General features: G+C 68.0%; 22 protein-coding genes and 2 pseudogenes. 9 read left to right on the top strand and 15 right to left on the bottom strand.

The genetic code is table 11. The annotated features are described in order from the left end of the window. The 11 genes from ABD378_RS19935 to ABD378_RS19885 form a co-directional block, all read right to left on the bottom strand. Positions 1-354, bottom strand: coding sequence for a hypothetical protein (locus ABD378_RS19935; protein WP_344522274.1), 354 nt, complete (start codon positions 352-354; stop codon positions 1-3). 7 nt (positions 355-361) lie between these two features. After that, on the bottom strand, positions 362-901 hold the full coding sequence (locus tag ABD378_RS19930) for a phage baseplate assembly protein V (protein ID WP_344522273.1): 540 nt from the start codon (positions 899-901) through the stop codon (positions 362-364). Continuing rightward, complete coding sequence (locus ABD378_RS19925) at positions 898-2,016, bottom strand: hypothetical protein (RefSeq protein WP_344522272.1); 1,119 nt, start codon at positions 2,014-2,016, stop codon at positions 898-900. Before ABD378_RS19925 ends, ABD378_RS19930 begins: the two co-directional genes overlap by 4 nt. Next, positions 2,016-2,342: a LysM peptidoglycan-binding domain-containing protein gene (locus ABD378_RS19920; RefSeq protein ID WP_344522271.1), complete on the bottom strand. Its 327-nt coding sequence runs from the start codon at positions 2,340-2,342 to the stop codon at positions 2,016-2,018. Before ABD378_RS19920 ends, ABD378_RS19925 begins: the two co-directional genes overlap by 1 nt. 45 nt (positions 2,343-2,387) lie before the next feature. Then, entirely contained in the window at positions 2,388-3,026 is a 639-nt protein-coding gene (locus ABD378_RS19915) for a hypothetical protein (RefSeq protein ID WP_344522270.1), read from the bottom strand. After that, positions 3,023-3,319: a hypothetical protein gene (locus ABD378_RS19910; protein WP_344522269.1), complete on the bottom strand. Its 297-nt coding sequence runs from the start codon at positions 3,317-3,319 to the stop codon at positions 3,023-3,025. The genes ABD378_RS19915 and ABD378_RS19910 overlap by 4 nt, the downstream gene beginning before the upstream one ends. Then, positions 3,316-4,518, bottom strand: a complete 1,203-nt coding sequence (locus ABD378_RS19905; protein WP_344522268.1) for a Pvc16 family protein — start codon at positions 4,516-4,518, stop codon at positions 3,316-3,318. The genes ABD378_RS19910 and ABD378_RS19905 overlap by 4 nt, the downstream gene beginning before the upstream one ends. 1,783 nt (positions 4,519-6,301) lie before the next feature. Continuing rightward, positions 6,302-7,015 carry a hypothetical protein gene (locus tag ABD378_RS19900; RefSeq protein ID WP_344522267.1) on the bottom strand — a complete coding sequence of 238 codons (714 nt, stop codon included), beginning with the start codon at positions 7,013-7,015 and terminating at the stop codon, positions 6,302-6,304. Between the two features lie 5 nt (positions 7,016-7,020). Further along, on the bottom strand, positions 7,021-7,542 hold the full coding sequence (locus ABD378_RS19895; protein WP_344522266.1) for a phage tail protein: 522 nt from the start codon (positions 7,540-7,542) through the stop codon (positions 7,021-7,023). A 29-nt stretch (positions 7,543-7,571) separates the two neighbouring features. Continuing rightward, on the bottom strand, positions 7,572-9,431 hold the full coding sequence (locus ABD378_RS19890; RefSeq protein WP_344522265.1) for a phage tail sheath family protein: 1,860 nt from the start codon (positions 9,429-9,431) through the stop codon (positions 7,572-7,574). Between the two features lie 117 nt (positions 9,432-9,548). Continuing rightward, complete coding sequence (locus ABD378_RS19885; RefSeq protein WP_344522264.1) at positions 9,549-10,361, bottom strand: peptidoglycan-binding protein; 813 nt, start codon at positions 10,359-10,361, stop codon at positions 9,549-9,551. 502 nt (positions 10,362-10,863) lie between these two features. Between ABD378_RS19885 and ABD378_RS19880 the strand changes: the two genes are divergently transcribed. From ABD378_RS19880 to ABD378_RS19850, 7 genes and pseudogenes are all read left to right on the top strand, one after another. Further along, positions 10,864-11,178 (top strand): hypothetical protein, encoded by a 315-nt coding sequence (locus ABD378_RS19880; protein WP_344522263.1) that lies wholly within the window; start codon positions 10,864-10,866, stop codon positions 11,176-11,178. Positions 11,179-11,299: 121 nt separating this feature from the next. After that, positions 11,300-11,989 (top strand): SH3 domain-containing protein, encoded by a 690-nt coding sequence (locus ABD378_RS19875; protein ID WP_344522262.1) that lies wholly within the window; start codon positions 11,300-11,302, stop codon positions 11,987-11,989. 1,082 nt (positions 11,990-13,071) lie between these two features. After that, a complete protein-coding gene (locus ABD378_RS19870; protein WP_344522428.1) occupies positions 13,072-14,142 on the top strand; it encodes an ISAs1 family transposase in 1,071 nt (356 codons plus the stop codon). After that, entirely contained in the window at positions 14,106-14,255 is a 150-nt protein-coding gene (locus ABD378_RS19865) for a hypothetical protein (RefSeq protein WP_344522261.1), read from the top strand. The genes ABD378_RS19870 and ABD378_RS19865 overlap by 37 nt, the downstream gene beginning before the upstream one ends. 1,223 nt (positions 14,256-15,478) lie before the next feature. Beyond that, the gene (locus tag ABD378_RS19860; protein ID WP_344522260.1) at positions 15,479-15,781 is read left to right on the top strand and encodes a hypothetical protein; all 303 of its coding nucleotides are present in this window, start codon (positions 15,479-15,481) and stop codon (positions 15,779-15,781) included. Between the two features lie 521 nt (positions 15,782-16,302). Further along, a complete protein-coding gene (locus ABD378_RS19855) occupies positions 16,303-17,628 on the top strand; it encodes a phospholipase effector Tle1 domain-containing protein (RefSeq protein ID WP_344522259.1) in 1,326 nt (441 codons plus the stop codon). Positions 17,629-17,968: 340 nt separating this feature from the next. Continuing rightward, positions 17,969-19,090: pseudogene (locus tag ABD378_RS19850) on the top strand (ISL3 family transposase); the annotation flags it as partial. Positions 19,091-19,132: 42 nt separating this feature from the next. Here ABD378_RS19850 and ABD378_RS19845 read toward each other — a convergent pair. The 4 genes from ABD378_RS19845 to ABD378_RS19830 form a co-directional block, all read right to left on the bottom strand. Continuing rightward, entirely contained in the window at positions 19,133-19,546 is a 414-nt protein-coding gene (locus ABD378_RS19845) for a DUF6086 family protein (protein WP_344522257.1), read from the bottom strand. Between the two features lie 139 nt (positions 19,547-19,685). Beyond that, the gene (locus ABD378_RS19840) at positions 19,686-20,000 is read right to left on the bottom strand and encodes a hypothetical protein (RefSeq protein ID WP_386546462.1); all 315 of its coding nucleotides are present in this window, start codon (positions 19,998-20,000) and stop codon (positions 19,686-19,688) included. A gap of 210 nt (positions 20,001-20,210) precedes the next feature. Next, positions 20,211-21,710: a SulP family inorganic anion transporter gene (locus ABD378_RS19835; RefSeq protein ID WP_344522256.1), complete on the bottom strand. Its 1,500-nt coding sequence runs from the start codon at positions 21,708-21,710 to the stop codon at positions 20,211-20,213. Then, positions 21,707-22,297 (bottom strand): carbonic anhydrase, encoded by a 591-nt coding sequence (locus tag ABD378_RS19830; RefSeq protein WP_344522255.1) that lies wholly within the window; start codon positions 22,295-22,297, stop codon positions 21,707-21,709. The genes ABD378_RS19835 and ABD378_RS19830 overlap by 4 nt, the downstream gene beginning before the upstream one ends. 390 nt (positions 22,298-22,687) lie before the next feature. On the opposite strand from ABD378_RS19830, the pseudogene ABD378_RS19825 reads away from it, so the two are divergent. Both ABD378_RS19825 and ABD378_RS19820 read left to right on the top strand, forming a co-directional pair. Further along, positions 22,688-22,840: pseudogene (locus ABD378_RS19825) on the top strand (transposase); the annotation flags it as partial. A 242-nt stretch (positions 22,841-23,082) separates the two neighbouring features. Beyond that, complete coding sequence (locus ABD378_RS19820) at positions 23,083-23,637, top strand: RHS repeat-associated core domain-containing protein (RefSeq protein ID WP_344522254.1); 555 nt, start codon at positions 23,083-23,085, stop codon at positions 23,635-23,637. Positions 23,638-23,643 lie beyond the last annotated feature (6 nt).

Below are 23,643 nucleotides of genomic sequence, written 5' to 3'. Positions count from 1 at the left end.
TCACATCCCCCGGACCCGTAGCTGCATGGCCTGCACCATAGGGGGATTGGGCGGTGGCGTGCCGACCCCCATCGCGGGGCCGGGACTGACCGGCGGGCTCGGCTGGAGCAGCACGGGAAGACCGCCCACGAACACGCGCGTGGAGGTGTGCAGCCACACGATGCTCGTGCAGGGCGGCGCCCCGAGCGTGGCGGCCGGGAAGCTGCAGCCCGCCACCAGGAACGTGTCGGCGCTGGTGGCGACGGGCTGGGGGCCGACCAGAACGCGCTGCTGCACCGGCGCGGGAATGGTGACGAGGCCGGGCGGATGGGCGCACATCATCAACGCGCCGTAGTGGAGCAGCAGTCCGGGCATGGCATCCTCACAACACGGTCAGCGCACCGTCGTTGACGGTGAGCTGGGGTCCGACGAGCTTGAGCGTGGCGAGTCCGGACCCGCAGGAGATCTCGATCGACATCTCGTCGATCTTGATGAACGGCCCGTTCTCACCGTGCAGTTGGAGCTTGATTCCGCCCGCAGGACCAGGCACGTCGCTGATGACCAGGGCGCTGCCGGAAGGGGTGGCAAGGACGATCTGCGGGATGCCGGGCGGCGCCGACTTCGCCGCCGACGGCACGTCCTGCGACCCGCCCCGCCGGTACCCGGCGCACACGGCCCGCTCGGGGTCCCCGTCGAGGAACCGCACCCACACACCGGAGTCCGCCGGCGGCACCACGTACATGCCGCAGTCCGGACCGGCCAGCGGGGTGGACGGGGCGGCCCACACCTGTGCCTCGTCGCCAAGCACTTCCGGCACCCGCACCAGAAGCCTCCCGACCCCGGTCGGGTCCTTGGCGTCGACCACTACGGCCTCGTACAGGCCGTGCCATTGATGCGTCGTGTGCGTCTGCGCTGTTGTCATACGGTCACCACCTGGGTGTCGGCGCCGAGTCCGTCGCGGACCAGCGTGAAGTGCTGCCTGAACGTGTCCCGGGTGAGTTCGTGGGTCACCGCGGCCACGAGATAGCGCCCGTCGTAGGCCGCTCCCGCCCCGCGCACGCCCACCAGAGCGTGGGCGGCCAGGACATGGCCGTAGCGCAGGACGTCGACGGTCCCTCGCCCGGTGACCGCGTCGGCGGCGACCTCGCGGCCGAGTCCGGCCAGCAGGGTCCGGGTCAGGGAGCGGCCGGTCTGCCCGGCGAGCATGCCGACGCGCAGTGCCTCGGCAGGGCGGGCCGCCAGGGGGCCGCGCAGGACGAGCGGCTCGGGCGCGCTCGCCTCGGAGGCCGTCGTGGACGGAGGTTCGAGCCGGTGCGTGCCGTAGCGGGACGTGGCAAGGCCGTCGAAGGAGAACGTCAGCTCCTCCACGTTGTCGGCCGCGCCGCACCCGGTCGTCAGGGCCGGCTGGAGGGCCCCCTCGCGGCGCTGCGGCCCCCAGTAGGCGGTGCTGACCCCCGGGGCGGGCCCCGGCTCGAGATGGAAGACATGGCCGACGTCCGCGGCGATCGCCCGCAGGTAGGCGAGATCGGTCGCCGCCTGCACCGGAATGTCGATCAGCGGATTCGGCTGGTCCGAGTGCACCGGCGCCACGGCCTTCGGCGTGATGCCGTACTGCGCGTACGCGGCACACACCTCTGTCGCCCGCAGCTGCGGCGAGAGCCCGGGGAACGCCCGCCGGACATGCCGCAGATTCATCAGCAGCGACAGATCCTCACCGGTGACGACGAGGAACGACGCCCCGGGAGCCCGCGCCGCGTGCAGCTCCTGATGCGTGATCACACCGTCCACGAGCACATGGCACCGGCCCGCGAGGACCACGGCGACCACGACCCGCTTCTTCGTGTGCAGCGCCCCGTCCGGCAGGACCGCCCGGGACAGCGGCGATCCGGGAGCGACCGAGAAGGTCAGCTGGAAGCCGCTCGTCGCCCCGCTGGCCGAGGTGATCCGCACTCCGTGCAGCGCATCGACGAACGCCGCCAGGGCCGGAGCGGGCACCGTGTCGCCGAGGAGCAGCATCACCTGCGGGCTTGGCCTCATCACCACGCCCGTTCGCCGCCAGCAGCCGCCGCCGAAGCCTCGGCGGGCAGGGTGATCCGCAGTCTCCGGCCGGTCACGGCCGTCAACTCGTCCGGCCGCAGCGTCGGATTGGCGTCGGCGATCCGCCACGACTGCTCCGGGTCGCCGCAGCGACGGGCCGCGATGGCGTCGAGCCGTTCTCCGGCGGTGACGACGTGCTCGCCGACCGCCGTCAGCTCCTCCGGCCGGGGCAGCAGACGACGGCGCAGGTGAGTGACGGTCCGGCCGTCCGCAAGGGTGTGGGTCGTTGTGGGGACCCCGTGGTACCTGCTGCTGGGCTCGAACATGCCGACCTCCTCCGGATGGTGATGGGTACGCGGCGCGGGTGCGGCTCAGCCGCCCGGGTAGCCGACGGTCGACGGGCTGTTCGCGACCGTTGCCGCGAGGCGCTCCCGGTTCTGCTGGTACTGGAGGTAGAGGCCGCCGGCCTTGTGGCCGAATCCGACGTCGTCGACGGTGAGGACCCGCACCGTCAGCGTCACGCGCGCCCGGATGGGATTCAGCTCCCCGTCGTAGGCCTCCTCCGTGACGGCGATGTCCAGCATCCGCACGGGCAGGACCCTGCGCCCCAGAACCAGGACGGACAGCGGGGCCTGTACGGGTGCGATCTCCAGGATTCCCTGGCCGGCCAGTTCGTTCTGCCGGGTCAGCTGGGCGCTCGTGGGGGTGACGGCGCTCTCCAGCGCGGCCAGCGTCGCGGAGAGACCCGACCCCGTGGGTGGGGCCGGCGTGGCCTTCGAGGCCGCTTGGTCCACGGCGTCGAACTCCGCGTCGATCCGGAACGTCTCCCGGGCCGGCCCGTGCAACCGCAACGCCTCAAGCCGGTCACCGGCGGCGGCGCCGATGCCGCGCGGCTGGAGCGTACGAGTGATGCTGTCGGGGTTGTACTGGAAGGGCATGACCCGCAGGACCTGCCCCTGCTCGGGGTCCAGGAGGACGAAGCCGCCGCGGCGGGGGGCGGGGGTGGTCATGGCGTGGGGGCTCCTGCCTCTGGTCGGGGGCGGTGCTGGGGGGAGCGGTGGTCCGGCGGTTGCCCGGCTCGGAGTGTCTCGTGGACGGCGCGGGCGATTTGGCGGGCGTGCGCGGCGAGGGTGGGGTCCGTCGGTGCGGCCGGGGCGACGGCGCCGATGGTGGGGGAGTCGCCGAGCAGCACGGCGAGTTCGGACTCGACGGTCGCGCACAGTGCCGCAGGCGAGGGGGGTGGTCCGGCCCCGTCCCACACCAGCCGACGGATGTGCAGTTCGACCCGCGTGGCCGCCGTCATGTGATCACCACCGCCGCGTCGGCGTCGAACCGCCCGGCCTCCACATCGATCAGCGGGCTGTCCACCCCGTCGACGCGCAACCGCAGCGGATACCGCCCTGGCGCACCCGCGGCCATCCGGAACCGCAGCGTCCGAGTTTCCCGGGTGAACGGTTCCGCGAGCACGGGCCGATCCGCCACCAGCAGCTCGGCCCGCTGGCCGGGATGCACGGCGGGCGCGCACTCCACGACCAGCGCCACCGTCCCCTTCTTGGCCCGCTCGGCGTTCATCGGCAGCGAGTTGGTGATGCGCGGCGCGATGTGGAAGCGCCGTGGCTCGGTGGTCCGTACACTGCCGTCGGGCGCGGTGACGACGACGACGGCCGACCAGCGCCCCGCGCCGAGCTCCTCGCCGAGCGTCGCGCGCAACAAGCCGGCCTCGTCCGCGCGGGCCGGCAGCACGATCGGCCCGCCGAGCAGGGGGTGCGTCAGACGAACGGTCGGCGTCCCCGCCTGAAATCCGCTCCCGCTGAGCCTGATGTCAGAGCCGGACGCGGCGGTCGACGGTACGACGGCCAGAAGTACTGGCCAGTGCGCGGCCGCCATAGGCATCGCCTCGGGCCCGGTCCCGGCTGCCCCGCGCCGCAGTACCGGCAGGGGTGCCCGGCCGGGCGTTGCGCTGTCGATGAGCACGACACGTGCCTCGTAGGCAACGGACAGCCGGTAACTGTGGCCCAGGGCCGCCCACAGCAGGCGCATCTCGTCGGCCGTCATCATCGCCGGGGTGACCTTCACCGGCTCGTGCTGGAGATGCAGATCACTGAAGCCGGCGGCGCCCTTGAGGTCGTCGGCACGCAGCCGCGGCCGCTCGTGCAAGGCCGCCATGGCCGCACCAAGCAGCCGCTCGGGGACGGTCGAATCCTCACCGGCGGGTACGTGCGCGGTGAACAGGTAGTGCAGGACCAGCGGCAGCGCGGGATGCCGGGACTCGCCGGGGCGCGAGCCGTCGGGATCGGCGTTGCGCCAGGCGGGATCGATGCCGGTCTGGTGGAGGAAGAGGTTGAGCACGCCATTCGTGCCGTCGCCCTCGGCAATGGCCGCGGCGACATCCCCCGGATGCCGGACCGTCACCTCCGCTCCGGGCACGGTCCGTTGGAGGTCCCCGTGCAGCACGGCCCGCAGCGTCTCGGTCACGGCGGCGATCGCCAGCGCATCACTCACGCCCGCCTCCCGAGGTACTCCTCAAGACTGAGCCGGGGCTTGCGGTGCGGAGCGGGGGTTGGGGCAGGGCCGTCGATGGGGCGGGGAGGGGCGGTGCGGACGACCAGGTGGTCAATGGTGACGCGGACGATGGTGGAGTGCGCCGGGGAGCTCTGCGCAGTGGTGGAGTCGGAGGCGGGGCCGAGTGCGAGTTTGGGGCGGGTCGGGGGTGACCGGCGGAGGGAACTCGACGCGGAGGGCTTGGCTGGCCAAGACTCCGGCGACGGCGACGGCGACGGTGACGATGTCCGCGTAGGCGTAGGCGTAGGCGTAGGTGAGGGTGACGACGGGGCCTGTGGACGTGCCGAAGCTGGTGACGGCGTCGGCGCTGATGGGGGCGGGTTCGAAGCGGGTGCGGGTGACCGTGACGGTGACGGTGACGGGGAGAGCGTCGGCGGGACCGGTGATCCTTCAGGCGCTGCCGTTCGGGCCGGTGATGCGGCTGGTCGCGCTGCGGCGTGGGCAGCCTCGGCGGGCACCGGGGAGGGAGATGTGGCGGAGCTCCCGGCGGATACGCCGAAGCCCTCGCTCCGCGTTTCGGACTTCCGCAATGGCGCGCCCGGTTTCCCGGGAGACACCGTGTCACCTTGAGGCGCTGCGCCGGCCCTTGTCGGCACAGGAGGGAGGTGTGGGGTGGGCTTCTGGGCGCGAGCGGGAGGGCGGGTTGACTGTGGTGTGGGGGGCTTGTTCGGCGGGGTGCTGTGGGCGGTGGCGGGGCTGGGCGTCTGGGCGGGAGTGGGATGCTCCGCGGGGTCTTGGCCGGAGTCTGTCGTGGCTGAGTCGTTCGGTGGGGTGCTGTTGCGTACGGCGGGGCCTGGAGTCTGGGCGGGGGCGGGACGCTCTGGGTGGGTTGGGTGTGGTGCGGGTGGCTTGTTGGCTGTGGGGTCTTGGCGGCCGGGGTCTGTCGTGGTCGAGCCGTTTGGCGGGACGCTGTTGCCGACGGCGGGGCCAGGCGTCTGGGCGGGGGCGGGACGCTCTGGGTGGGTTGGGTGTGGTGCGGGTGGCATGTTGGCTGTGAGGTCTGGGCCGGGGTCTGCCGTGGCCGAGCCGTTCCGTGGGGTGCCGTGGCCGGCGGCGGGGCTTGTGCGTGAGGGCTGCGGCCGCTGTGCCTGTGGTGCTTCGGACACGGTCGCTTCGTCAGGAACCCGACTCCCGAGGGCTGGAGGAATCGCCCTCCCCGAGGCCGACCGTGCACCGTCACCCCGCTCACGATGGCCGCCACCGCGAGCCTCTGCAGAGGGCTCGGCATCTGACGTCGGCTGCGACGACGCGCTCGGCCAAGGGCTCCCTCCGGTCAGTCGTACGTCCTCCCCGCTGACGGCCCGTACACCCTCCCCGCCAACCGGATGTGCGCTCTCGCCGGCGGCGGGGCGTGCGACCTCCACGGCACCCCCACGCCCACCTGCCCCACCGGCCGTACTGAGCTCCGCATCCTCACCCCCGACCACGCCCATCCCCTCGCTGGGAGCCGCCTCGCTGGGAGCCGCCTCGTACGAGAGCTCCCCAACTCCCGCCTCCAGCCCCTGCATCGGCTCCACCACCCCTTTCCCGGACGGCAGCGCCTGCGCCTCCACCTCCCCCTCGACCGGGACCTCGACCTCGACATCGACATCGACCTCAGGGGCGTACACCGACGCCCCCTGCTCAGATCCCGGCAGCCGCGGAGCGCCCGGATCGAACGCGTTCGGTGCGAGCGGCCTCAACCTCGGCCCCGGTGCCCTGAGGAGACGGTCCACGAAGTCGTTCATCCGGTGCTCGCCTCCAGATAGAACTGCCGCCGCGTCGGGCTGATCGCGAGCACGTCGGCCTCCGTCCAGCCGTAGGCGCGAGCGAGGGCGTGTACCTCGTGCAGGAGGCGGCGCGCGTACTCGGACACGTCGGTCCACAGGTGTTCGGCGAGGTCGAGGGCGGCATCCCAACTGTGTTCGCACTGCGGGCAGTTCAAGGAGACGACGGCATCGGCCCCGGGGTCGTCGTCGGCGAGCCGCCGGGCGACGTCCTCGAGAACCTCGTCGGGCAGGTCGTCGGCGGGCGGGTCGACGCGCAGGACGCAGCGACGCAGCAGGGCCTGGCGGGCGCGGGGCGTGGCGGGATCGACGGAGCGGACGTCCCGGCCGGTCAGCGCGCGATACGTGACCGTCCTGCCGTACGACTTCACAGTCGCCGTGGCGGCCACGGCGGCGCCACCGCCGGGAGGCAGCAACTCGGCCGCCGCCACGGTGACATCGAGACTCTCGCCGCATTCCGGGCAGTCCGCCGTGCACGGCAGTGCGTCGCCGAAGGCGCCGCGGCGCAGCTCGAGCAGAAGGGAGTTGAGCGCACTTAGGGGCAGGTCCGCGACGTTGCTCCCGCCAGGTGCCGCCATCGAGGCGAACAGAAGGGAACGAGCTGCCGGCGGCCCGGCGAGCCCGTTCTCCCACACGTCGAGGACGTTCGCCTCGGTCAGCTGCCGTGGCACGCCGCTCACCCTGCGGTGTCGGAGAACTGCGGTTCCTGCGGCGGGTTGGTGTGCTCCCGTACCCAGCCGTGGTGCTCCACCTTGATGTGCTCGAAGGCCACGCCGTTGGATCCGGCGTCGAGTTCGGGCAGTCCCTGATACTGGGAGACCCAGCAGTCGTGGACGGAGTAGGACAGCACCTGCTGCCCGCCCTCGTCGAAGACGTCGATGATGAGGTCGCGCCGGAAGTCCTTGAGAGAAGTCTCAAGCCCGCCCGCCGAGTTCTTCAGGCTCCAGACGCGGTTGGCCCATTCCTCGAAGGCGGTGTCGACGGTGCAGCCGCGTTCGAAGGTGATGGCCTCGTATTCCGTCCGGCCGGGAAGTTTCCGGCTGGTGCCGGGGTCTCCGCCGTCGCGATGCCGAATGACCTCGGTGGTGCGCTTCAGCCCGCTGACCTTGCTGATTCCCGCGATGTAGTCGGTCTCCCCGCTGAACTTCACCCGGAACCGGAAGTTCTTGTACGGGTCCCGGCGCTTGACCTCAGGCATGGGTCGTCCTCCTGGAGCTGGATCTCGACCTAGACCTGGATCTGGCCGGCGAGCTGTTGGATGTGCACGATCACGAACTCCGCGGGCTTGAGCGGGGCGAAGCCCACCTGGATGTTGACGATGCCGCGATCGATGTCGTTCTGCGGGTTGGTGTCCTTGTCGCACTTCACGAGATAGGCGTCCTGGGGCGTGCGGCCCTGGAACGCGCCCGCTCGGAAAAGGGAGTTCATGAAGGCGCCGATGTTCAGCCGGATCGAGGCCCACAGCGGCTCGTCGTTCGGCTCGAACACCACCCAGTGCGTGCCCCGGAACAGGCTTTCCTCGATGAAGAGCGCCAGCCTGCGCACCGGGAGGTACTTCCATTCGCTGGCGAGCCGGTCGGCGCCGACGAGGGTGCGCGCGCCCCAGGCGACGGGACCGGCCGCGGGCAGGCGCCGCAGGCAGTTGACGCCGACCGGGTTGAGCCGCCCGATCTCCAGGTCGGTCAGCGGCACTTCGAGCTCACTGACGCCGCTCAGCGAGGCATCCGTACCGGCAGGTGCTTTCCAGACCCCGCGCTGGACGTCTGTCCGGGCGAGCACGCCGGCCATCACGCCGGAGGGCGGGAAGGGTCTGAGGGCACCGTCGAGCAGCGGGTCGGGCGCGAGCACTCGGGGGTAGTACACCGCGGCGTTCTTGCCGGCCTCGCCCAGCGTCTCCAACTCCGTCATCTTCTTCACGACGGCGTCTACGACATCGGCGTTGGAACCGCCGCCTGTCGGCCCGCTGGGCCACGACGAGGTCGGGTCGACGAGCAGAAGGGCACGCCGCTCGACGCACAACTGCAGCGCCACGTCCCGCAGTGGCTGCACACCACCGCCCTTGGCCTGCAACTGCTCGTCGAGCCAGTGGCTGTCGGGCAGGCACAGCATGTTGAAGATGTCGGTCTTCAGCAGCTGGTAGAGGCCGGTCTTGGCGGCCCTGTCGCCCAAGTACGGGTCCAGATTCCGGGGCCGTCCATCCCCGTCGGCCCCGTCGTCACCGGCTTCGGCAGGGGCGGAGCAGTACGGCTGCTGCGCTGCCGTCCCGTCTTTCGGGACGAAGGCGAAGGGATCCGCTCCGTCATCCGGGGCATCGTTGGGAGTGGGTACCTTCTTGATGAGGGCATCCGGGTCGACGCGCACGAGCCGCGAGGATTCCAGCAGATGGGTGAGGTTGCGCGGACTGTCCGGATCGACACTGACATTGAGATAGTGCTCCGCAGCGCCCGTCTCCAGATCGCGGACCGTCAGATTGAACAGCTTCCGCGGGCCCTCCGGCTTTTCCCCCTCGGCGGTGTGGTGGTCGACGTGGGCGCGAAGATGCCGCCCCCACCGTCCCGGGGAAGCCGCCAGCAAGGCCGGGCCCTCGGCGGAAGCCGTCCCCGACGAGCCGGAGGCCGAGGACCTCTTGGCGTCACCGCCGGACTCCTGCTCGCCCCGGCCCTTCTTCTTGTCCTCGCCGGAGGATTCGTCCTCACCGGCGCCGGCGGAGGACTCCCCGCCCTCACCGGCCGCTGCGGTAGCAGACGAGGACACGCGCCGGACGGGCTCCTTCGCGGGTCGGGCGGCGCTCTTACCGAGGGGCAGGCGGACGGTCTTGTCGTCCTGCACCACCCTGACGATCTCGGCTTCACTGCCCCCGTTGAGATAGAACTGGTAAACCGCGTAGCTCAGTGGGCAGTTCGCCCGCAAGCCGCCGAAGATGGCCTGGTAGTCGGCCCAGCCGGTGATGTGTACGGGCCGGTCGACCGGGCCGCGGGGCGCGTGACCGACGAAGGCGGCCACGGAGGTGGGCACGCCTGTGATCGTCTTGACGGCACTCTTGACCTCGTCGACGTAGACACCCGGGTATGTGACGTTGACCGGCACGCTGGCCCCTTCCGATGCTGCTCACGATCCGTGATCACCATAAGAGGACAAATCGCCATTCCGCACTCTGTGTGGTGACCTGGCTACGCCGTCCGGGTGGTGCGAAGTCCCCGCGGGTCAGACACCGAATACGGTGAACCCCAGGCCGGAGAGCTGGGAGGCGAGGCCGCTCACGGTGTCCGGATCGTTGAAGGCCCCGTTCTGGGCAAGGCCGTTGGCCGACTGGAACTCCGTGACCTTGCCCCGGGTGCGAGGGCCGTCCGCGCCGTCCTGGGCCAACGGTTTGAACCCCAGGGTGAGAAGCGCGCCTTGGACACCGAAGACATCGGACAGGTCCAGCGCGATCTGTTCCGTCGGCAGGCCCTGGACCTCCACCTTGTCCGCCAGCAGCAGATGAGCGCGGTCGAGCTTGTTGCGGATGATGATCGTGCCCACGTCCGGCGTGAAGTGACACTCGTCTGCGGCGCCGACCCAATTCCGCGACGCCACGTGCCCCTGGAACTTGGGGAAGGGAAACTTGGGACCCAAGGCCCAGCACATGCTCAACGTGGCCAGCTGCGCGTTGGCTGGCCATGACGCGAAGTCGCCGAACTCCGGGCGCGTGGTGAGCACGCCCTCCATTTCGTCGAGCTTCTCGAAGACATGGCGGTCGATCTCGTCGTCGTCCACATGAAGGCGGGTCAGGGGCGGCTGGAAGCTGAGGTGTCCGAGGGGGGCCAGCTCCATGTGCGACTTCACCGTGTCCCACTCGTTGGCGACTTCCTCAGGTGTCGCCTCGGTGTTCGCGTCATTGACCAGCCAGCGCAGCCTGCTGGCGGCTGCCAGGGAGGCGGTCCGTTCCCCCTCGGTCGGCGAGGAGTTGTCTCTTTCCGTCTGGTCGATCTTGTTGCCTATACCGGTGCTCACGTACCCTTTTACGTCCAGGTACATGAAGTTGACCCGCCCTTCGAGCGGGTCGTTGAAGGTGATCCAGTAATCGCGAACGCTCTGGTGCATGGTGCTGCCTTCCGATCGGCGTAAATGGGTCGCCCTTCGTTGTTTCCAGTGTGAAGCCGGGGAGTTCTTGGCAGCAATTCGATGTCCGTACCGGGCCCGTCAGGTAGTCCGCAGGGATGCAGTTGCGTCAGATGCCAAGTTGCGGTGCTTCTCCGACAGCTCGATGCTTATTTTGATGGCCAACCTTGGAACGTCACGGGAATCGCCGGATTAGCAGTGACGTCTGACGAGTAATCGGTGAGCCTGACCCGGTACTTGACCCAAGGACGCCATTCGCGGCCATCCCAATGTTAGAGGTCAAGGCCTGTAGAGGTAAGCGGCGAATTGAGGGGTAGCGATGACTCAGCCATCGGCATCTTGCAGCACAGCCGAAGAAGCCCGAGACTTCTTGCAGGCCAACGGGTCCGGAGGGCCAATACTGATACTCGCCCCCGACGTGCTCGAGCAGATCCAAGCCGCCGAAGCGGCGGGTGGACACGAAGGCGGCATGTCCGGAGCGGCCGGAGAAGGCGGCTTCTCTGCAGCAGGCAATGCAGGGCCCAACTCCAGCGACGGCAGCGAGCTGCCTCTGCTCGACTTCGACATGGAGGGCGCGGTTACCGGAGAGGGGATCGCGCGTTTCTTCGAGGGGGTTCTTGAGGTGGGCCACTTCGTGGGCGAGGTCGCACACTGGATCGCCGAACGTGGCGTGACCCCAATCTTGATCATTCCGCGGGAAGAGTTGAAGAAGCTCGTTCCAGACGGCGCATGACCGCGCAATAGCAGGAAACGGCGTGCATCACGCTCCTCGCTGGACAGACAGGTGGCACCGCGAACACTCGTGTCCAACTCCACTCGAAGATCATTGACGGGACAAGCCTTAGGAGGTCGCGATGTCCTGGCGAGTCGCGAACAGCCTGGAAACCCTTCGGCGTCAGATCGACGCGCGTTTCCCCGCACGCAGCGTCGCGGCTGACGGCAGCATCGGCGATGCGGCCCACGAGAAGCGCGGACGCGACAGCGACCACAACCCGTGGTACGGGCCCGGGATCGTCACCGCGCGCGACTTCACTCACGATCCGGCGCACGGCCTGGACATCCAGCAGATGGCCGACCAACTGCTCGACAGCCGCGATCCGCGGATCAAGTACGTCATCGCCAACCGCCGGATTGCTGTCAACACGAGCTGGCAGTGGGGGCCGTACGAGGGTGCAAACCCGCACGAGGCGCACTTCCATCTGTCCGTCGTGGCCGACCCCCGCTGTGACGAGTCCCAGAACTGGAGCCTGCCCATCCTGGATGAGGCTCCGGACGGTGGGGGCGGCGACGGCAGTGCCGGCAACTTCGTCACGTGGGGCACGGGTGTCAACGTACGGGCGCAGCCCCGCCTCGACGCTCCTGTCGTCGCCGTGCTGTCGGGGCCGACGCGTGTGACGGTGTCCTGCCAGACCAGAGGCGACATGGTCAACACCGCAGGCCGCAGCAACGATGCCTGGGCGTTCGTCCCAGACCTCGGCGGATATGTCACCAACATCTTCATCGACCACCCGGACGCCTGGCTTCCGGGCATTGGTGAATGCTGACCCTCGTGACGGCGAGTTCAAGGCTTGCTCGGCCTGACCCTGATCGTCGGTCATAACTAAGCGTCAGCACGCCGCCCCGTGCCGACCCGTGGGCAGCTGCCGTGCCCGCTGCTGTCGGGCGGGGTGGTTGGCGCTATGCGGCCCGGACGCGGGCGGCTGGCGTCGCCCGCAGTCTAGGCCCCTCCAAGATGTCGCAGTCGATGTCCGCACGCCCCGGCGCAACTGCCCGTGGCCAATCCGTCGGGCCCGCTCCTTCAACACCAAGCCAGGCTTGCCAGTTCGGCTGCATGAGCCGAACGTGGAAGAACACCCGCCTATGCCCACCACCTTTTCTCGGCACCCTGCGCGCGCATGCTCAAGTCCAGGAACCCGCCGCACGTCCGCTGCCAACTCCGAAGTAGGCTGAGGGTTCTGGACTGCAGCCCTGTGGGAATCGGCGAAGCCGCCGGATTCGCGTTGGGGGCTACGCCCGCGGTGCTGTTGATGCCGTACAGCGCCAGCGCCCGCAGCCTCACCAGCTGGGCCTGGCTCTTGGCATCGCGCCGGATTCTCTGGGGGAGATGCCTGTCGCGGGTGAGCTTCGGGAGAATCCGTGCAGCTCAGCGGTTATGCGTCAGACTCTATCCTGTGCAACAGATATGGTGCGATCGCTGGATCGGGTGATCGTGCGAGGCGGAGGTTGTTGTGAGGCTGGAGCTCGCCGAGCCGCGGGTGCCGGTGTGCGGCGGCCGCCTGACCGCTGCCTGTTCATTGACGACACCGCCGCCAACGTCACGGCAGTCCGCGACGCAGGAATGACCGCCCTCCACTACCCCAGCTCGACGAACTGTGCAGGGCGTTCGCGCTCCTGCTCGGCCAGTAGCCGTCGTACGAGGCGCCATTGGCTGCCGAAAGTGACTCTGCCAAGGCCAGGGCTCCGTCAAGTTCCGTGCTTGCGTGGAGGGTTGACGATCAGGCCGGTAGGGGCGGATGGCAGAGCAGGCACGGGGGTTCGTGATCATTGTGGTGTCGAAGCCAGATGATCACGAGGACGTCCCTTGCCTGCTGTTGCAGCTTCCCCTATCCCTGCCGTGCTGTAGAAGCTGGGGCCGCTGGATGCGGACCGGATCGCTGACCTGGGCCCCTACCTCGAATCGGTTCCGGATCCGCGCTCACGCCGGGGCCGGTGGTACTCGCTGACGGCGATCTTGCTGATGTGTGCTTGCGCGGCCGTCTGCGGTGCGAAGAGCATCGATGAACTCGCCGAGTTCGGCGAGCGGGCCACGAACTCGCTGCTGGCATCCCTCGGGGTACGCCGTCACCTGCTCGGCTGGCGGTGCAGCCCCAAGCCGGTCACTCTCGGACGCGTCCTTCAGGCACTTGACGGCGACGCCCTGGACCAGGCTGTGGGCGCCTACCTGGCCGACCGGCACCGCATCACCGCGTCCGCGGACATGCCCGAGACCCGATCGCGGCAGAGCATCGCCGTGGACGGCAAGGCCCTCACGGGCTCAGCCCGCCTGGCCGCGCCGCGGCGCCACCTGCTCTCGGCGGTCACCCACGACCGCGTCGCCACGATTGCCCAGGTCGAAGTCGGTGCGAAGACCAACGAAGTGCGCCACTTCAAACCCCTGCTGGCACCGCTCGACCTCGCCGACACCGTCGTCACCTTCGATGCCCTCCACTCGGTGAAGGCCAACATCACCTGGCTGGTCGAGACGAAGAAGGCCCACTACATCGCCGTCATCAAGACCAACCAGCCCACCGCCTACGCCCAACTCGCCGCCCTACCCTGGACCTCGATCAAGGTCCAGCACACCGCCTCCGCCACCGCCTCGGCCGCCGCGAGTCCCGCTCGATCAAAACCTGCGCTATCGCCGACAACCTCGGCGGCATCGCTTTCCCCCACGCCCACCTCGCCATCCGGGTCCACCGCCGCCGCAAGCCCACCGGCCGGCCCGAAACCCGCGAGAACGTCTACGCGGTCACCAGCCTCGCCGCCCATCAAACCCGCCCCATCGACCTCGCCGCCGCCATTCGCGGGCATTGGGGAATCGAAAATTCTTCCCACTACATCCGAGATGTCACGTTCTCTGAGGACGCCTCGACCATTCACACCGGCACTGCACCCCGCGCCATGGCCACCATCCGCAACCTCGCCATCGGCACCCTGAAGATCCTCGGAGCCGACAACATCGCCAAGACCACCCGCGCCATGCGCCACGAACCCGAACGAGCACTCGCCATCCTGGGCATCACCAACAACCCAGACACTCACGGAACTTGATCAAGCCCTGCACGGCCATCCCGGAAGACCATCGGCGCCATGCGCGCGAACCGACGCTTTATTCGGAACTTCACAGGGGTTCCCCCTTTGATAGTGGATGATCGCTCCGCGCAGGCTCCCGTCCTGAGGGCGTCGATGACCAGTTCGGTGCGCATATGGGTCGGCGATCTACCAGCCCACCAGCCGCTTGGAGTGCAGGTCCAGCAGCGTCGCCGGATAAGGGAACTGACCGTCGCCGACGGGGAGATACGGGGTGTCCCCCACGTACTTCCCGCACCGGCGCATCACCCACACCACTACCTGCGGTTCACAGCACCAACGCCAACTCGCGCCGTTCTCAACCAGGTTGACAAAGACCGAGTGGCATGGTTGCGCGAAGTTGCGGAACCGGCCATATGGCTCATCCTGGAAATAACACACGACCACCGCGCCAGCGTGACCGACCGCGGCACGATCGGCGAGATGACCGGTGGGCGACTGCCTGGAGGTCTCGACGGCGATCGATGGGCCGGACGCTACGCGCCAACAAGGGCATGGGTTTCTACCAGCTGAGAAACGCGAGATTGGAGATGCGCAATGACAGAGATCGACGCCGCTGTAGTGGACTCGAACGCGTCCAGCGCTACGATCCTGGCAACGATATTCAACAAATCAAGTCGCACTATCGCCACGGGCGGCACAGTGCGACTTACAGCAGCTCCCTTTGGGACCGGAAATTTCGCTGATGGGACTTTCGGCTCGATCGCGCCAGGGGGACAAGAGACGCAGCTTATCAATTGGGATTTGGAGCAAGGCGATATGGGACATACCCCATATCCGACGGCCGCCCACTATTTCCTTTCAGCGGAAGGGGGCGGGGCCTGCTCAGGCGGAACCGGTGAAAATCCAGAAGGAATCGCAGGAGTCCGATTCTCCATATTTGACTCTGACTGGTCATAACTGCGCCGATCCTGGATAGAGGGGCACTGGCTCCCCGAAACGGGCGAATAACGTTCACCCAGTCGCCAGAGCCGATGTGTCCTTCAACATAGCATCATCAGGCGGACGTCAAATTGTGAAGAGGGGAGTGCCGCTAGATGCCACAGGTCGGTTAGTCGGCACTCGCAGCACTATGATCATGGTTGGCGATAAGCGCCTAATCCCCTGGCTTCCCGTACTGTGGAGTTCCCGAGACGGTGGGCCTGGGGTAAATGGCGGTCCCGTCCGGAGTTAGCGAGGAGATCATGTCTACTTCGTCATTTCAAATGTCGAGCTTCACTCCTGTTGATGGTGAGATTGTCAATCAAAGCTCGACCTCTGTATCGTTCTCATTCTCTAGCGCATACGTAACACATATCGGCGTCGACATATGGTCTGAGGATGACCAAGGCGCAACCTACGCTGATAGGCAAGAAACGGATACGAACGGTACCGATGATGTGGGCTTGTCGTTTTCCGTGCCCGCCGCCGTTGACCTGCACTACAAGATTACGATCAGTGGCGACCCCGGCTCCAATAATATTGTCCACGTCCGCATCGAATGGTAACTCGTTAGCATTCCGTGTGCCATCCCAGCCCCCAGGGTTTGATCAAGTTCCGTGAGTGTCTGGGTTGTTGGTGATGCCCAGGATGGCGAGTGCTATTTCGGGTTCGTGGCGAATGGCGCGGGTGGTCTTGGCGATTCGACGGAGACGACTGCCCAATCGGAAGTAGCCATGAACGAACCTCCTCGTGCAGGTTGTATGGGCAGCTTGGTTCCCCGCCCGCCCTACCGCATTCGGACTACCGCCGAACGAGGCGGCTACGCCGCACGGCACTTCGCTGGCCACGCTGGGGGCGGCGGCAGGGGCACCGACCGGCCCGCTTGCGCTAGGTGGCGGAGCTGAGCGGAGGCCGCAGATGCGCACGGGCGCACTCTCTGATCGCCTGGTTGCGGACGCATGCGGGCCAGCAGGGGCACCAACCGTGCTGAACCTCGGCCTTCCGGGTGCCCGGGATGACGGGGGCACCCCAGCGCCGCGCCAACCAGCGCGTGCGATCACGAACGACTCTCCCGGAAAGGGATGCCATGGCCAAGGAGGGACGACGTCTGATTGTCTGCTGTGACGGCACGTGGAACTTCGCCGACCAGCCCAGCGCGACGAACGTCACCAAGGTCGCCGTATCCGTCTGCCCGCAAGCCGACCAGGTCGTGTATTACCGCCATGGTGTCGGCGTACCCCAAGAGATGCGCCTGCGGGGCGGCGCGTTCGGCAGGGGACTGTCCGCCAATGTCCTGCACGCCTACGACTGGCTCGTCCGCACCTACAGGCCCGGCGACAAGCTGTACCTGTTCGGCTTTAGCCGGGGAGCGTTCACCGTACGCAGCCTGGCCGGCCTGGTGCGCAACTGCGGCATCCTGCCCGAAACGCACACCGGCAGGATCGAGGAAGCGTGGGACCTGTACCGCAGCGGGAGGAAGAAAAAGAAGCCGAATGGCACGGCCTCCATCTTGTTCCGCCAGACATACGGCGCACATGAGACGGGGATTCATTTCATCGGGGTGTGGGACACGGTCGGTGCCCTTGGGATCCCGGGTCCCCGGTGGCTGCCGCGCCGGGGGGCCTTCCATGACACCGAGCTGAGCAGCTGGGTGAAGGGGGGTTTCCAGGCGCTGGCCATCGATGAGCAGCGGCGACGGTTCCGTCCTACGCTGTGGCATCAGCAGCCCGGTGCCGCCGAGAAGGGCCAGGAACTCAAGCAGGTGTGGTTCGCTGGAGTGCACACAGACGTCGGCGGCGGCTACCCGGAGAAGGGGCTGTCCGATATCACCCTGCTGTGGATGATCCGCCAGGCCCACAGATACGGGCTGCGGTTCGGCCCCAGGGAGGGCGAGCCAAGCGAGATGCCCCCGAAACCCAGCATCTTCCTGGTGCCGCCCGAGCCCGACAGCATGGGTGCGAAGCACAACTCACGCAAGGGCTTCTACCGACTGGTCCCGCGGTTGCACCGGCCCATCGGAAAGTCCGCGAACAAACAAGGTCTTCTCGACGGGTACGAATACCTCTCGCAAACCGCCAAAGACCGTTACGACAACGATGCGTCCTACCGACCGCGCAAAGGCCCGCGCAGGCTCCACGACTATCTCACTCAGGACGAGGTAAACCTCGAACCTGTGCCCCTGACCGTCCCCGACGCGCTCCTGCCGCACCTCAACGCCTGGACCGTCGAGCAGACTCAGGCTGGCGGTCCGGGCAGCCCGGCAACCGGGGCCGTCGTTCACGAAGACGGGTGCGAGCTGGCCCCGCCCGGCGGTCCGGAACTCGACCTGGGCCAGGCCCTTGCCGCACTGGCCCGGCCGGGCGGCCGCGCCTGCCAGGACTGCGCGGCCGCCGAGGTTCTCGGCAGGCTGTAGCCGCTCGAACGCGTTGGACACGCCAGGTGATCGAGCCTTGGCCCCCGTTCAGGGATCGAGATTTGCTTCACCGGCCACAGTCCCTGCCGTGGCCTGGCGACGTCCTCCCATGTCTCGTACTTCAGGCGGGACGCTATCGGGGTCAGAGCCCACCACGGGATCAAACCCCAGAGCATCACTCTCAGGCACACGACACCTGGCCGTAGCTATACGAGAACCGGGCCGTGTGGGCCGCCCTGTACCCCCTAGGTGCTCTCACCCCAGGGGACGGGATCGGTCGCCTACGAGCCGCTCAGGCGGCTTGCTCGCCTTCCTTGCGGCCGCCGCCACCACGCCCCGCGTGGTCGGCGTGGACGAATACGCCCAGCGCAAGGGCCGCGTCTACGGAACCGTGCTTGTCGACGTCGAAACACGACGTCCGATCGACCTCCTTCCCGACCGGGAGGCCGACACGCTCGCGGTCTGGCTCGCCGAGCGGCCCGGCATCGAGATCATCTGCCGTGACCGGGCCACCTTCTTCGCCGAAGGCGCCACCCGCGGCGCCCCACAGGCCCTCCAGGTCGCCGACCGATGGCACCTGTGGCACAACCTGGGCGAGGCCGCCGAAAAATGGGTCTACCGGCACCGAGGCTGCTTGCGTCCCATGCCGGCACGGCCGGAGAAACTGCAAGAGCAGGCGGAGCCGACCGGCTCGTCGCCCTGGCCGACAGGGCACCGGTTCGCCGAGCGCACCCGCGCCAAGCACGCGACCATTCACGCCCTCCTCGCCGCCGGTCACAGCAAGCGGTCCGTCGCCCGGCAGCTCGGCATGACCCTCAACACGATCTTGCGCTTCTCCCGCGCCACGACTCCGGAGGAGATGTTCACCGGTCAGTGGCAAAGCCGTGCGACCAGGCTCGACGCCTACAAGCCTTACCTCGATCAGCGCTGGCAGGAAGGCTGCACCAACGCCTGGAAACTGTGGGAGGAGATCAAGGAACAGGGCTATCCACGCGGATACGCCAGCGTCCGCGACTACGTCAGCAGGACTCTTCGCGGCAAGCCCCAACTGGTCGGCCCCCGGCCGCCATCGGCCCGCGCGGTCACGCGCTGGATCCTCACCCACCCCGACGCCCTACCGGAGGGCGACCGGATCCAGCTCAAAGCAGCCCTGGCCAACTGCCCCGAACTGACGGCACTCGCCGAGCACGTGCGCTTCTTCGGCCACATGCTCACCCACCTACACGGCGACCGGCTCCCCGAGTGGATCGAAGCAGCCAGCGCCACCCCCGAACTGCCCAGCCTTCGCCACTTCGCTCAGCACCTACTGCGCGACCTCGACGCCGTCACGGCTGGCCTCAGCCTGCCCTGGAACTCCGGCGTCGTGGAAGGCCACGTCAACAGGATCAAGATGCTCAAGCGCCAGATGTTCGGCCGAGCCGGCTTCGGTCTCCTCCGCAAGCGTGTCCTGCTCTACACGTAGGGCCACGTTCGCGAGTTGCCAAAAGGCGCGGGCAGATGAAGCTCAGGGCGCCATGTGTCGGATGAGCTCCCGTGACTTCTGCTGCAGCGCGGCTGTCCACTCCTTTGCATGGGGGTTCGAAGCCGTCTTGAGATAATGGCTCTCGGCGCGCTCGGCCGTCTGCCAGTTCACCTCGATGTTCGCTGTCTCAGCCAAGGCCAGCACCGTGGCAACGAACCCTTCGGACAGTGTGGCCATGACGGCGTGTCTGGTCTTGCTATGCCAGTCGAGCAGGGCGTCGACGAACACTGCGAATGAGATGGGGTCGATCTGACACTCATCAGCTTCCATGGGGCCGATGCCGGATGGCAGACCCACTTCGGCTTGATAGACGGTGACCTGGCTCATGAACAGCCGGGACGCCCCGTTCGACGGGTTCCACAGGGTTCGGTCGCCCAAGTCGTAGTACTGGCTCACGTCAGCCTCTCACTGCTGGTCATAGGAGGCCGACATTACGGTCTGTCAGCCCACCACGAAGAGTGGACCAGAGCCTTCGTTGGGGAGTCATTTGGAGGTGCTTTCGGGAGTCAACTCGTGTGGCTCAGCAAGATCAATGTCAGCGAGTTTTGATGTCCTGGGCGCCGTGCTCGTCCACCAGCCGGTCGAAGATCCGCTGTGCCGTGTGCCGCTGCTTCGTCGGCGCATCCAGATCCGCCTGCAAGGTTCCATCGATCAGCGACTTGTAAGAATCCAGCCGCGACTCACGGCGCCGGTGCTGCCTGCGAGTCTCCGGCCATTGGCCATCCAACGCTCGCCGCACGGTCCGCCACGTGACGTTGTGCTTGCGCTGCAACGCCCGCTGCGACATGCCCCCTTGATGGTCACGGCGGATCGCTGCATACAGATCGACCTTCGACTGCGACGTCCCCACACGGCCCCCAGTGGCATAAGCACAATCCACCGTCCCACCGCAAGCCCCGCGGTCGAACCGCTTTTCCGGCGCTGGGGGAGCGGCGACACCAGGACACTCCGCGGCGCCCGGAACCTGAGCCCTGATCGCCGACCAGCGTCCCTCTCTCGGGCCCCGCCACGTCAGACAGGGGCCCGAGCGAGGGACGCTACGCTCCCGCGAGAGGGTGCGTCAGCCGGACGTTGCCCGCTCCAATGGCAGCTCAGTGACCTTCACCGGCTCGGTCCCGGCCGCGCTGTGCCGCGCCGACCAGTTCTCCAGCGCCGTCCCGCACGCGTGGTCGAGGTGGTGCAGGCCCGAGAGATCCAGCCGGATGGGACGGTCCTGAGGCAGCGCCTCCAGGTTGTCGAGGATCTTCGGCAGCCGCAGGAAGGTCGCGTTGCCCGTCAGGCACGCCTCGATGGGGCCGGCGCCCTTGTCGGTGACCTCAAGCCTGATGTGCGAGGCCTGCCAGGCGGTCTTCGCCACGGACAGAGCCAGGCCGATCAGAACACCCTCGAACATGTTCACCGCGACGATCGCCACCGCGGTGACCACCAGGATCAGCGCCTCGCCCCGGTGCGCGCGCCACAGCGTCACTGTCGAACGCAGCGGGATGAGCTTCCACCCCGCATGGACGAGGACGCCCGCGAGGGCCGGGATCGGGATGAGCGCCAGTGCGAAGGGGAGCAACGCCGCGAACAGCAGCAGCCATACGCCATGAAGGACGCGCGAGGCCTTGGTCCGCGCGCCTGCCTGGACGTTGGCGGAGCTGCGCACGATGACCGCGGTCATCGGCAGCGCGCCGAGGAACCCGCTCACGACGTTGCCTGTGCCTTGGGCGATGAGCTCCTTGTCGTACTCGGTGCGCGGCCCGTCGTGCAGCCGGTCCACGGCCGCCGCGCTGAAGAGGCTCTCGGCCGACGCGATCAGGGTGAAGGCCAGAACAGTCCCGAGCACGCTCACGTCGGCGAGCCCACCGATGGCCTTGAGCCCGGGCAGTTGAATGGAGCCGGCCAGCCCTTGCACCTCGACCGTGTCGACCGGCATGGCGAATGCCAGAGAGGCCAGTGTGGCCAGCGCGACCGCGGCGAGCGCCGCCGGAACGGACCGTACGGGCCGCGGCAGCCGCTTCCACACCAGCATGACGGCGATGGTGCCCGCGCCGAGAGCGAGGGATGCGAGGGCAGTACTGCTCCCGGCGGCATCGACCAGTGCCCGGGGCAGCCCGGAGATCTTGCCCAGGCCGGAGGCCGGAGCCGTCATGCCGGCCGCCGCGTACAACTGGCCGGCGATGATCACGAGTCCGATGCCGGCGAGCATGCCCTCGACGACCGAGACCGAGATGGCTCGGAACCAGCTCCCCAGTCTGAAGGCTCCCATAGCCAGTTGGAGAAGGCCGGACGCGAGCACGATCACCCCGAGTGCGGGCAGCCCGAATTCCTGCACGGCCTCGAAGACCAGAACGGTCAGTCCGGCGGCAGGGCCCGAGACCTGGAAGCTGCTGCCGCGCATCATGCCGGTGACCAGACCGCCCACGATGCCGGTGATCAGGCCCAGTTCGGCCGGCACACCGGAGGCCACGGCGACGCCCACGCACAGCGGCAGGGCGACCAGGAACACGACGAGCGAGGCGGCGAAGTCCTGCCGCAGATGAGGGAATTTCGTCCGGTGGTCCACGGTCGCGCTCACAGGGCCTGGAAGGTGTCGCCGTGCACGTCATGGGCCAGTACGGACCCCGTGTGCACTTCGTAGAACCAACCATGCAGGCGGAGTTGGTTCTGCGCGAGGCGGCTTTCGACGTAAGGATGGGAACGAAGTCGCAACAGTTGTGTCAGCACGTGGTTCTGCACGGCCTGGGCGACGGCCGGGTCTTCCACCACCCCGTCGGGCCGGGGCGTCGCGTGCGCGAGCCAGTCGCGCACCGCGGGGACGGAGGTCAGGTCGTCACCGCGTAGCAGCGCGCCCACCGCGCCGCAGTGCGAGTGGCCGCAGACGACGATGTCCTGGACTCCGAGCACCTCCACCGCGTACTCGATGGTGGCCGCCTCGCCTGTGGGCTGCTCGGAGGCGTACGGAGGGACGATGTTGCCCGCGGTCCGCAGCTCGAAGAGCTCACCAGGACGGGCCCCGGTGATCAATGAGGGGACGACCCGGGAGTCGGAACAGGTGATGAACAGAACCTGCGGGGACTGGCCTTCGGCGAGTCGGGCAAACTCCTCGGGTCGTGCCGCGGACTGTAGGTCGAAGGACCGGGCGTGATCGATGAGGGGCTGCATATCGGAAAGTTCCTCCTGGCACGCCAATTGACGGCGCGTCGGTTGGTGCGAGGCGGTGGGCTCGACAAGATCCACAGTGGCGGATTGATCCTGAAGACAACCTGAAGCCACCTGAACCCGTCTTCAGGTGGCCGGTGGCCGGTGGCCGGTGGCCGGTGGCAGGGTGGGGTCCGACTCACCGCTCGTCGCCCCCCAACCTTCCGCTCACACCACGGCGCCGGAATCCCGCGCCCGTCCGCGTTGCGCCAGCGGGCTCCGCGCTCCGTTGTCCTCGCCGCGCTTGGGGTGCACCGGCGGCGCCGGGCGGCTGCCCTCGAGTTGCACGGCGATCGGCACGGCCGTGAACACCGTCGACGCCATATCGATCAGCACGCCGGCGATCAGCGCCGAAAGACCCGTTGGGTCGTGGAGCGCACATTTGCCTGGCTGTACCAGTTCAAACGCCTGCGGATCCGCTACGAGATGCGCGCAGACCTCCACCTGGGTCTCCTCCAACTCGCCTGCAGCATCATCTGCTTGAGACGACTCCGAACCTCATTTTGAAACCATCAGTCAACCCAGGACTCCCTGGTGAAACAGGGAGAGGGCTGCGCTGACGAGGGCAGCGCCGACTGCGGTCCCGGCTCCTCGAGTTATCGCGAGGAGAGCGAGGTGAACCAGGCGCCTGGCAGTGACCTTTGGTACTTCTCGCTCATCGGCCATGTGCGTCCCTGCCGGTGTCTGCGGCAGACCGCCACTCGGCGCCGCACCAGACAGCCTGCTCGGCTGACGTAGCCGTTTGGACGGTGGCCAACAAGGCGCAATGGCTTCGAAGGGCACCAGAGGGCTTAGGACACCTGCCCGACCGCCTCCTGCTGCGCGACCGCTCCTACGACCCAGACCAGCGCCGCTTCACCACCCAGGACCCCATGCCCGCGGCCCTGGACAACCCCAACAAGTCGCCCTACACCTACGCCGACAACGACCCGTCCAACCTCTCCGACCCTTCGGGCAACTGCCCCATGTGCATCGGGGCGGGCATCGGCGGCGTCCTCGGCGGCGGCATCTACGCCCTCACCCACCGCGACGACTTCGACTGGGGTGACTTCGCAGGCGCCACCGCCAAGGGCGCCGTCATCGGCGCCGGCGCCGGCTACCTCGCCCCCGCAGGCGCCGGCGTCGCCAGCAGCCTCGGCCTCTCCGGCGGCCGCGCCCTGGCCGCCGCAGCAGCCACCGACGCCGCCATCGGCATGGGCTACACGACCGGCGGGTGGCAAGGTACCCAGGTCGAGGCTTCTCTGATCACGGAAATTCTGGGGTCATACGGGATCGAAGTCCGAGCGTGTGAGCCGAGAGGTTAAGGAAGC

Origin of the sequence: Streptomyces rectiviolaceus (assembly GCF_039533825.1) — a bacterium.
GTDB lineage: Bacteria > Actinomycetota > Actinomycetes > Streptomycetales > Streptomycetaceae > Streptomyces > Streptomyces rectiviolaceus.
The sequence above is the reverse complement of the archived record's forward strand: the minus strand, read 5'-3'. Positions and strand labels throughout refer to the sequence as shown.

Bases quoted from the DNA above. Each gene is read 5' to 3' on its own strand.
- ABD378_RS19860 (WP_344522260.1), top strand. From the start codon at position 15,479: ATGTCTACTTCGTCATTTCAAATGTCGAGCTTCACTCCTGTTGATGGT.
- ABD378_RS19855 (WP_344522259.1), top strand. From the start codon at position 16,303: ATGGCCAAGGAGGGACGACGTCTGATTGTCTGCTGTGACGGCACGTGG.
- ABD378_RS19920 (WP_344522271.1), bottom strand. From the start codon at position 2,342: ATGTTCGAGCCCAGCAGCAGGTACCACGGGGTCCCCACAACGACCCAC.
- ABD378_RS19910 (WP_344522269.1), bottom strand. From the start codon at position 3,319: ATGACGGCGGCCACGCGGGTCGAACTGCACATCCGTCGGCTGGTGTGG.
- ABD378_RS19830 (WP_344522255.1), bottom strand. From the start codon at position 22,297: ATGCAGCCCCTCATCGATCACGCCCGGTCCTTCGACCTACAGTCCGCG.
- ABD378_RS19895 (WP_344522266.1), bottom strand. From the start codon at position 7,542: ATGCCTGAGGTCAAGCGCCGGGACCCGTACAAGAACTTCCGGTTCCGG.
- ABD378_RS19865 (WP_344522261.1), top strand. From the start codon at position 14,106: ATGGCCACCATCCGCAACCTCGCCATCGGCACCCTGAAGATCCTCGGA.
- ABD378_RS19930 (WP_344522273.1), bottom strand. From the start codon at position 901: ATGACAACAGCGCAGACGCACACGACGCATCAATGGCACGGCCTGTAC.
- ABD378_RS19885 (WP_344522264.1), bottom strand. From the start codon at position 10,361: ATGTACCTGGACGTAAAAGGGTACGTGAGCACCGGTATAGGCAACAAG.
- ABD378_RS19915 (WP_344522270.1), bottom strand. From the start codon at position 3,026: ATGACCACCCCCGCCCCCCGCCGCGGCGGCTTCGTCCTCCTGGACCCC.
- ABD378_RS19925 (WP_344522272.1), bottom strand. From the start codon at position 2,016: ATGAGGCCAAGCCCGCAGGTGATGCTGCTCCTCGGCGACACGGTGCCC.
- ABD378_RS19875 (WP_344522262.1), top strand. From the start codon at position 11,300: ATGTCCTGGCGAGTCGCGAACAGCCTGGAAACCCTTCGGCGTCAGATC.
- ABD378_RS19935 (WP_344522274.1), bottom strand. From the start codon at position 354: ATGCCCGGACTGCTGCTCCACTACGGCGCGTTGATGATGTGCGCCCAT.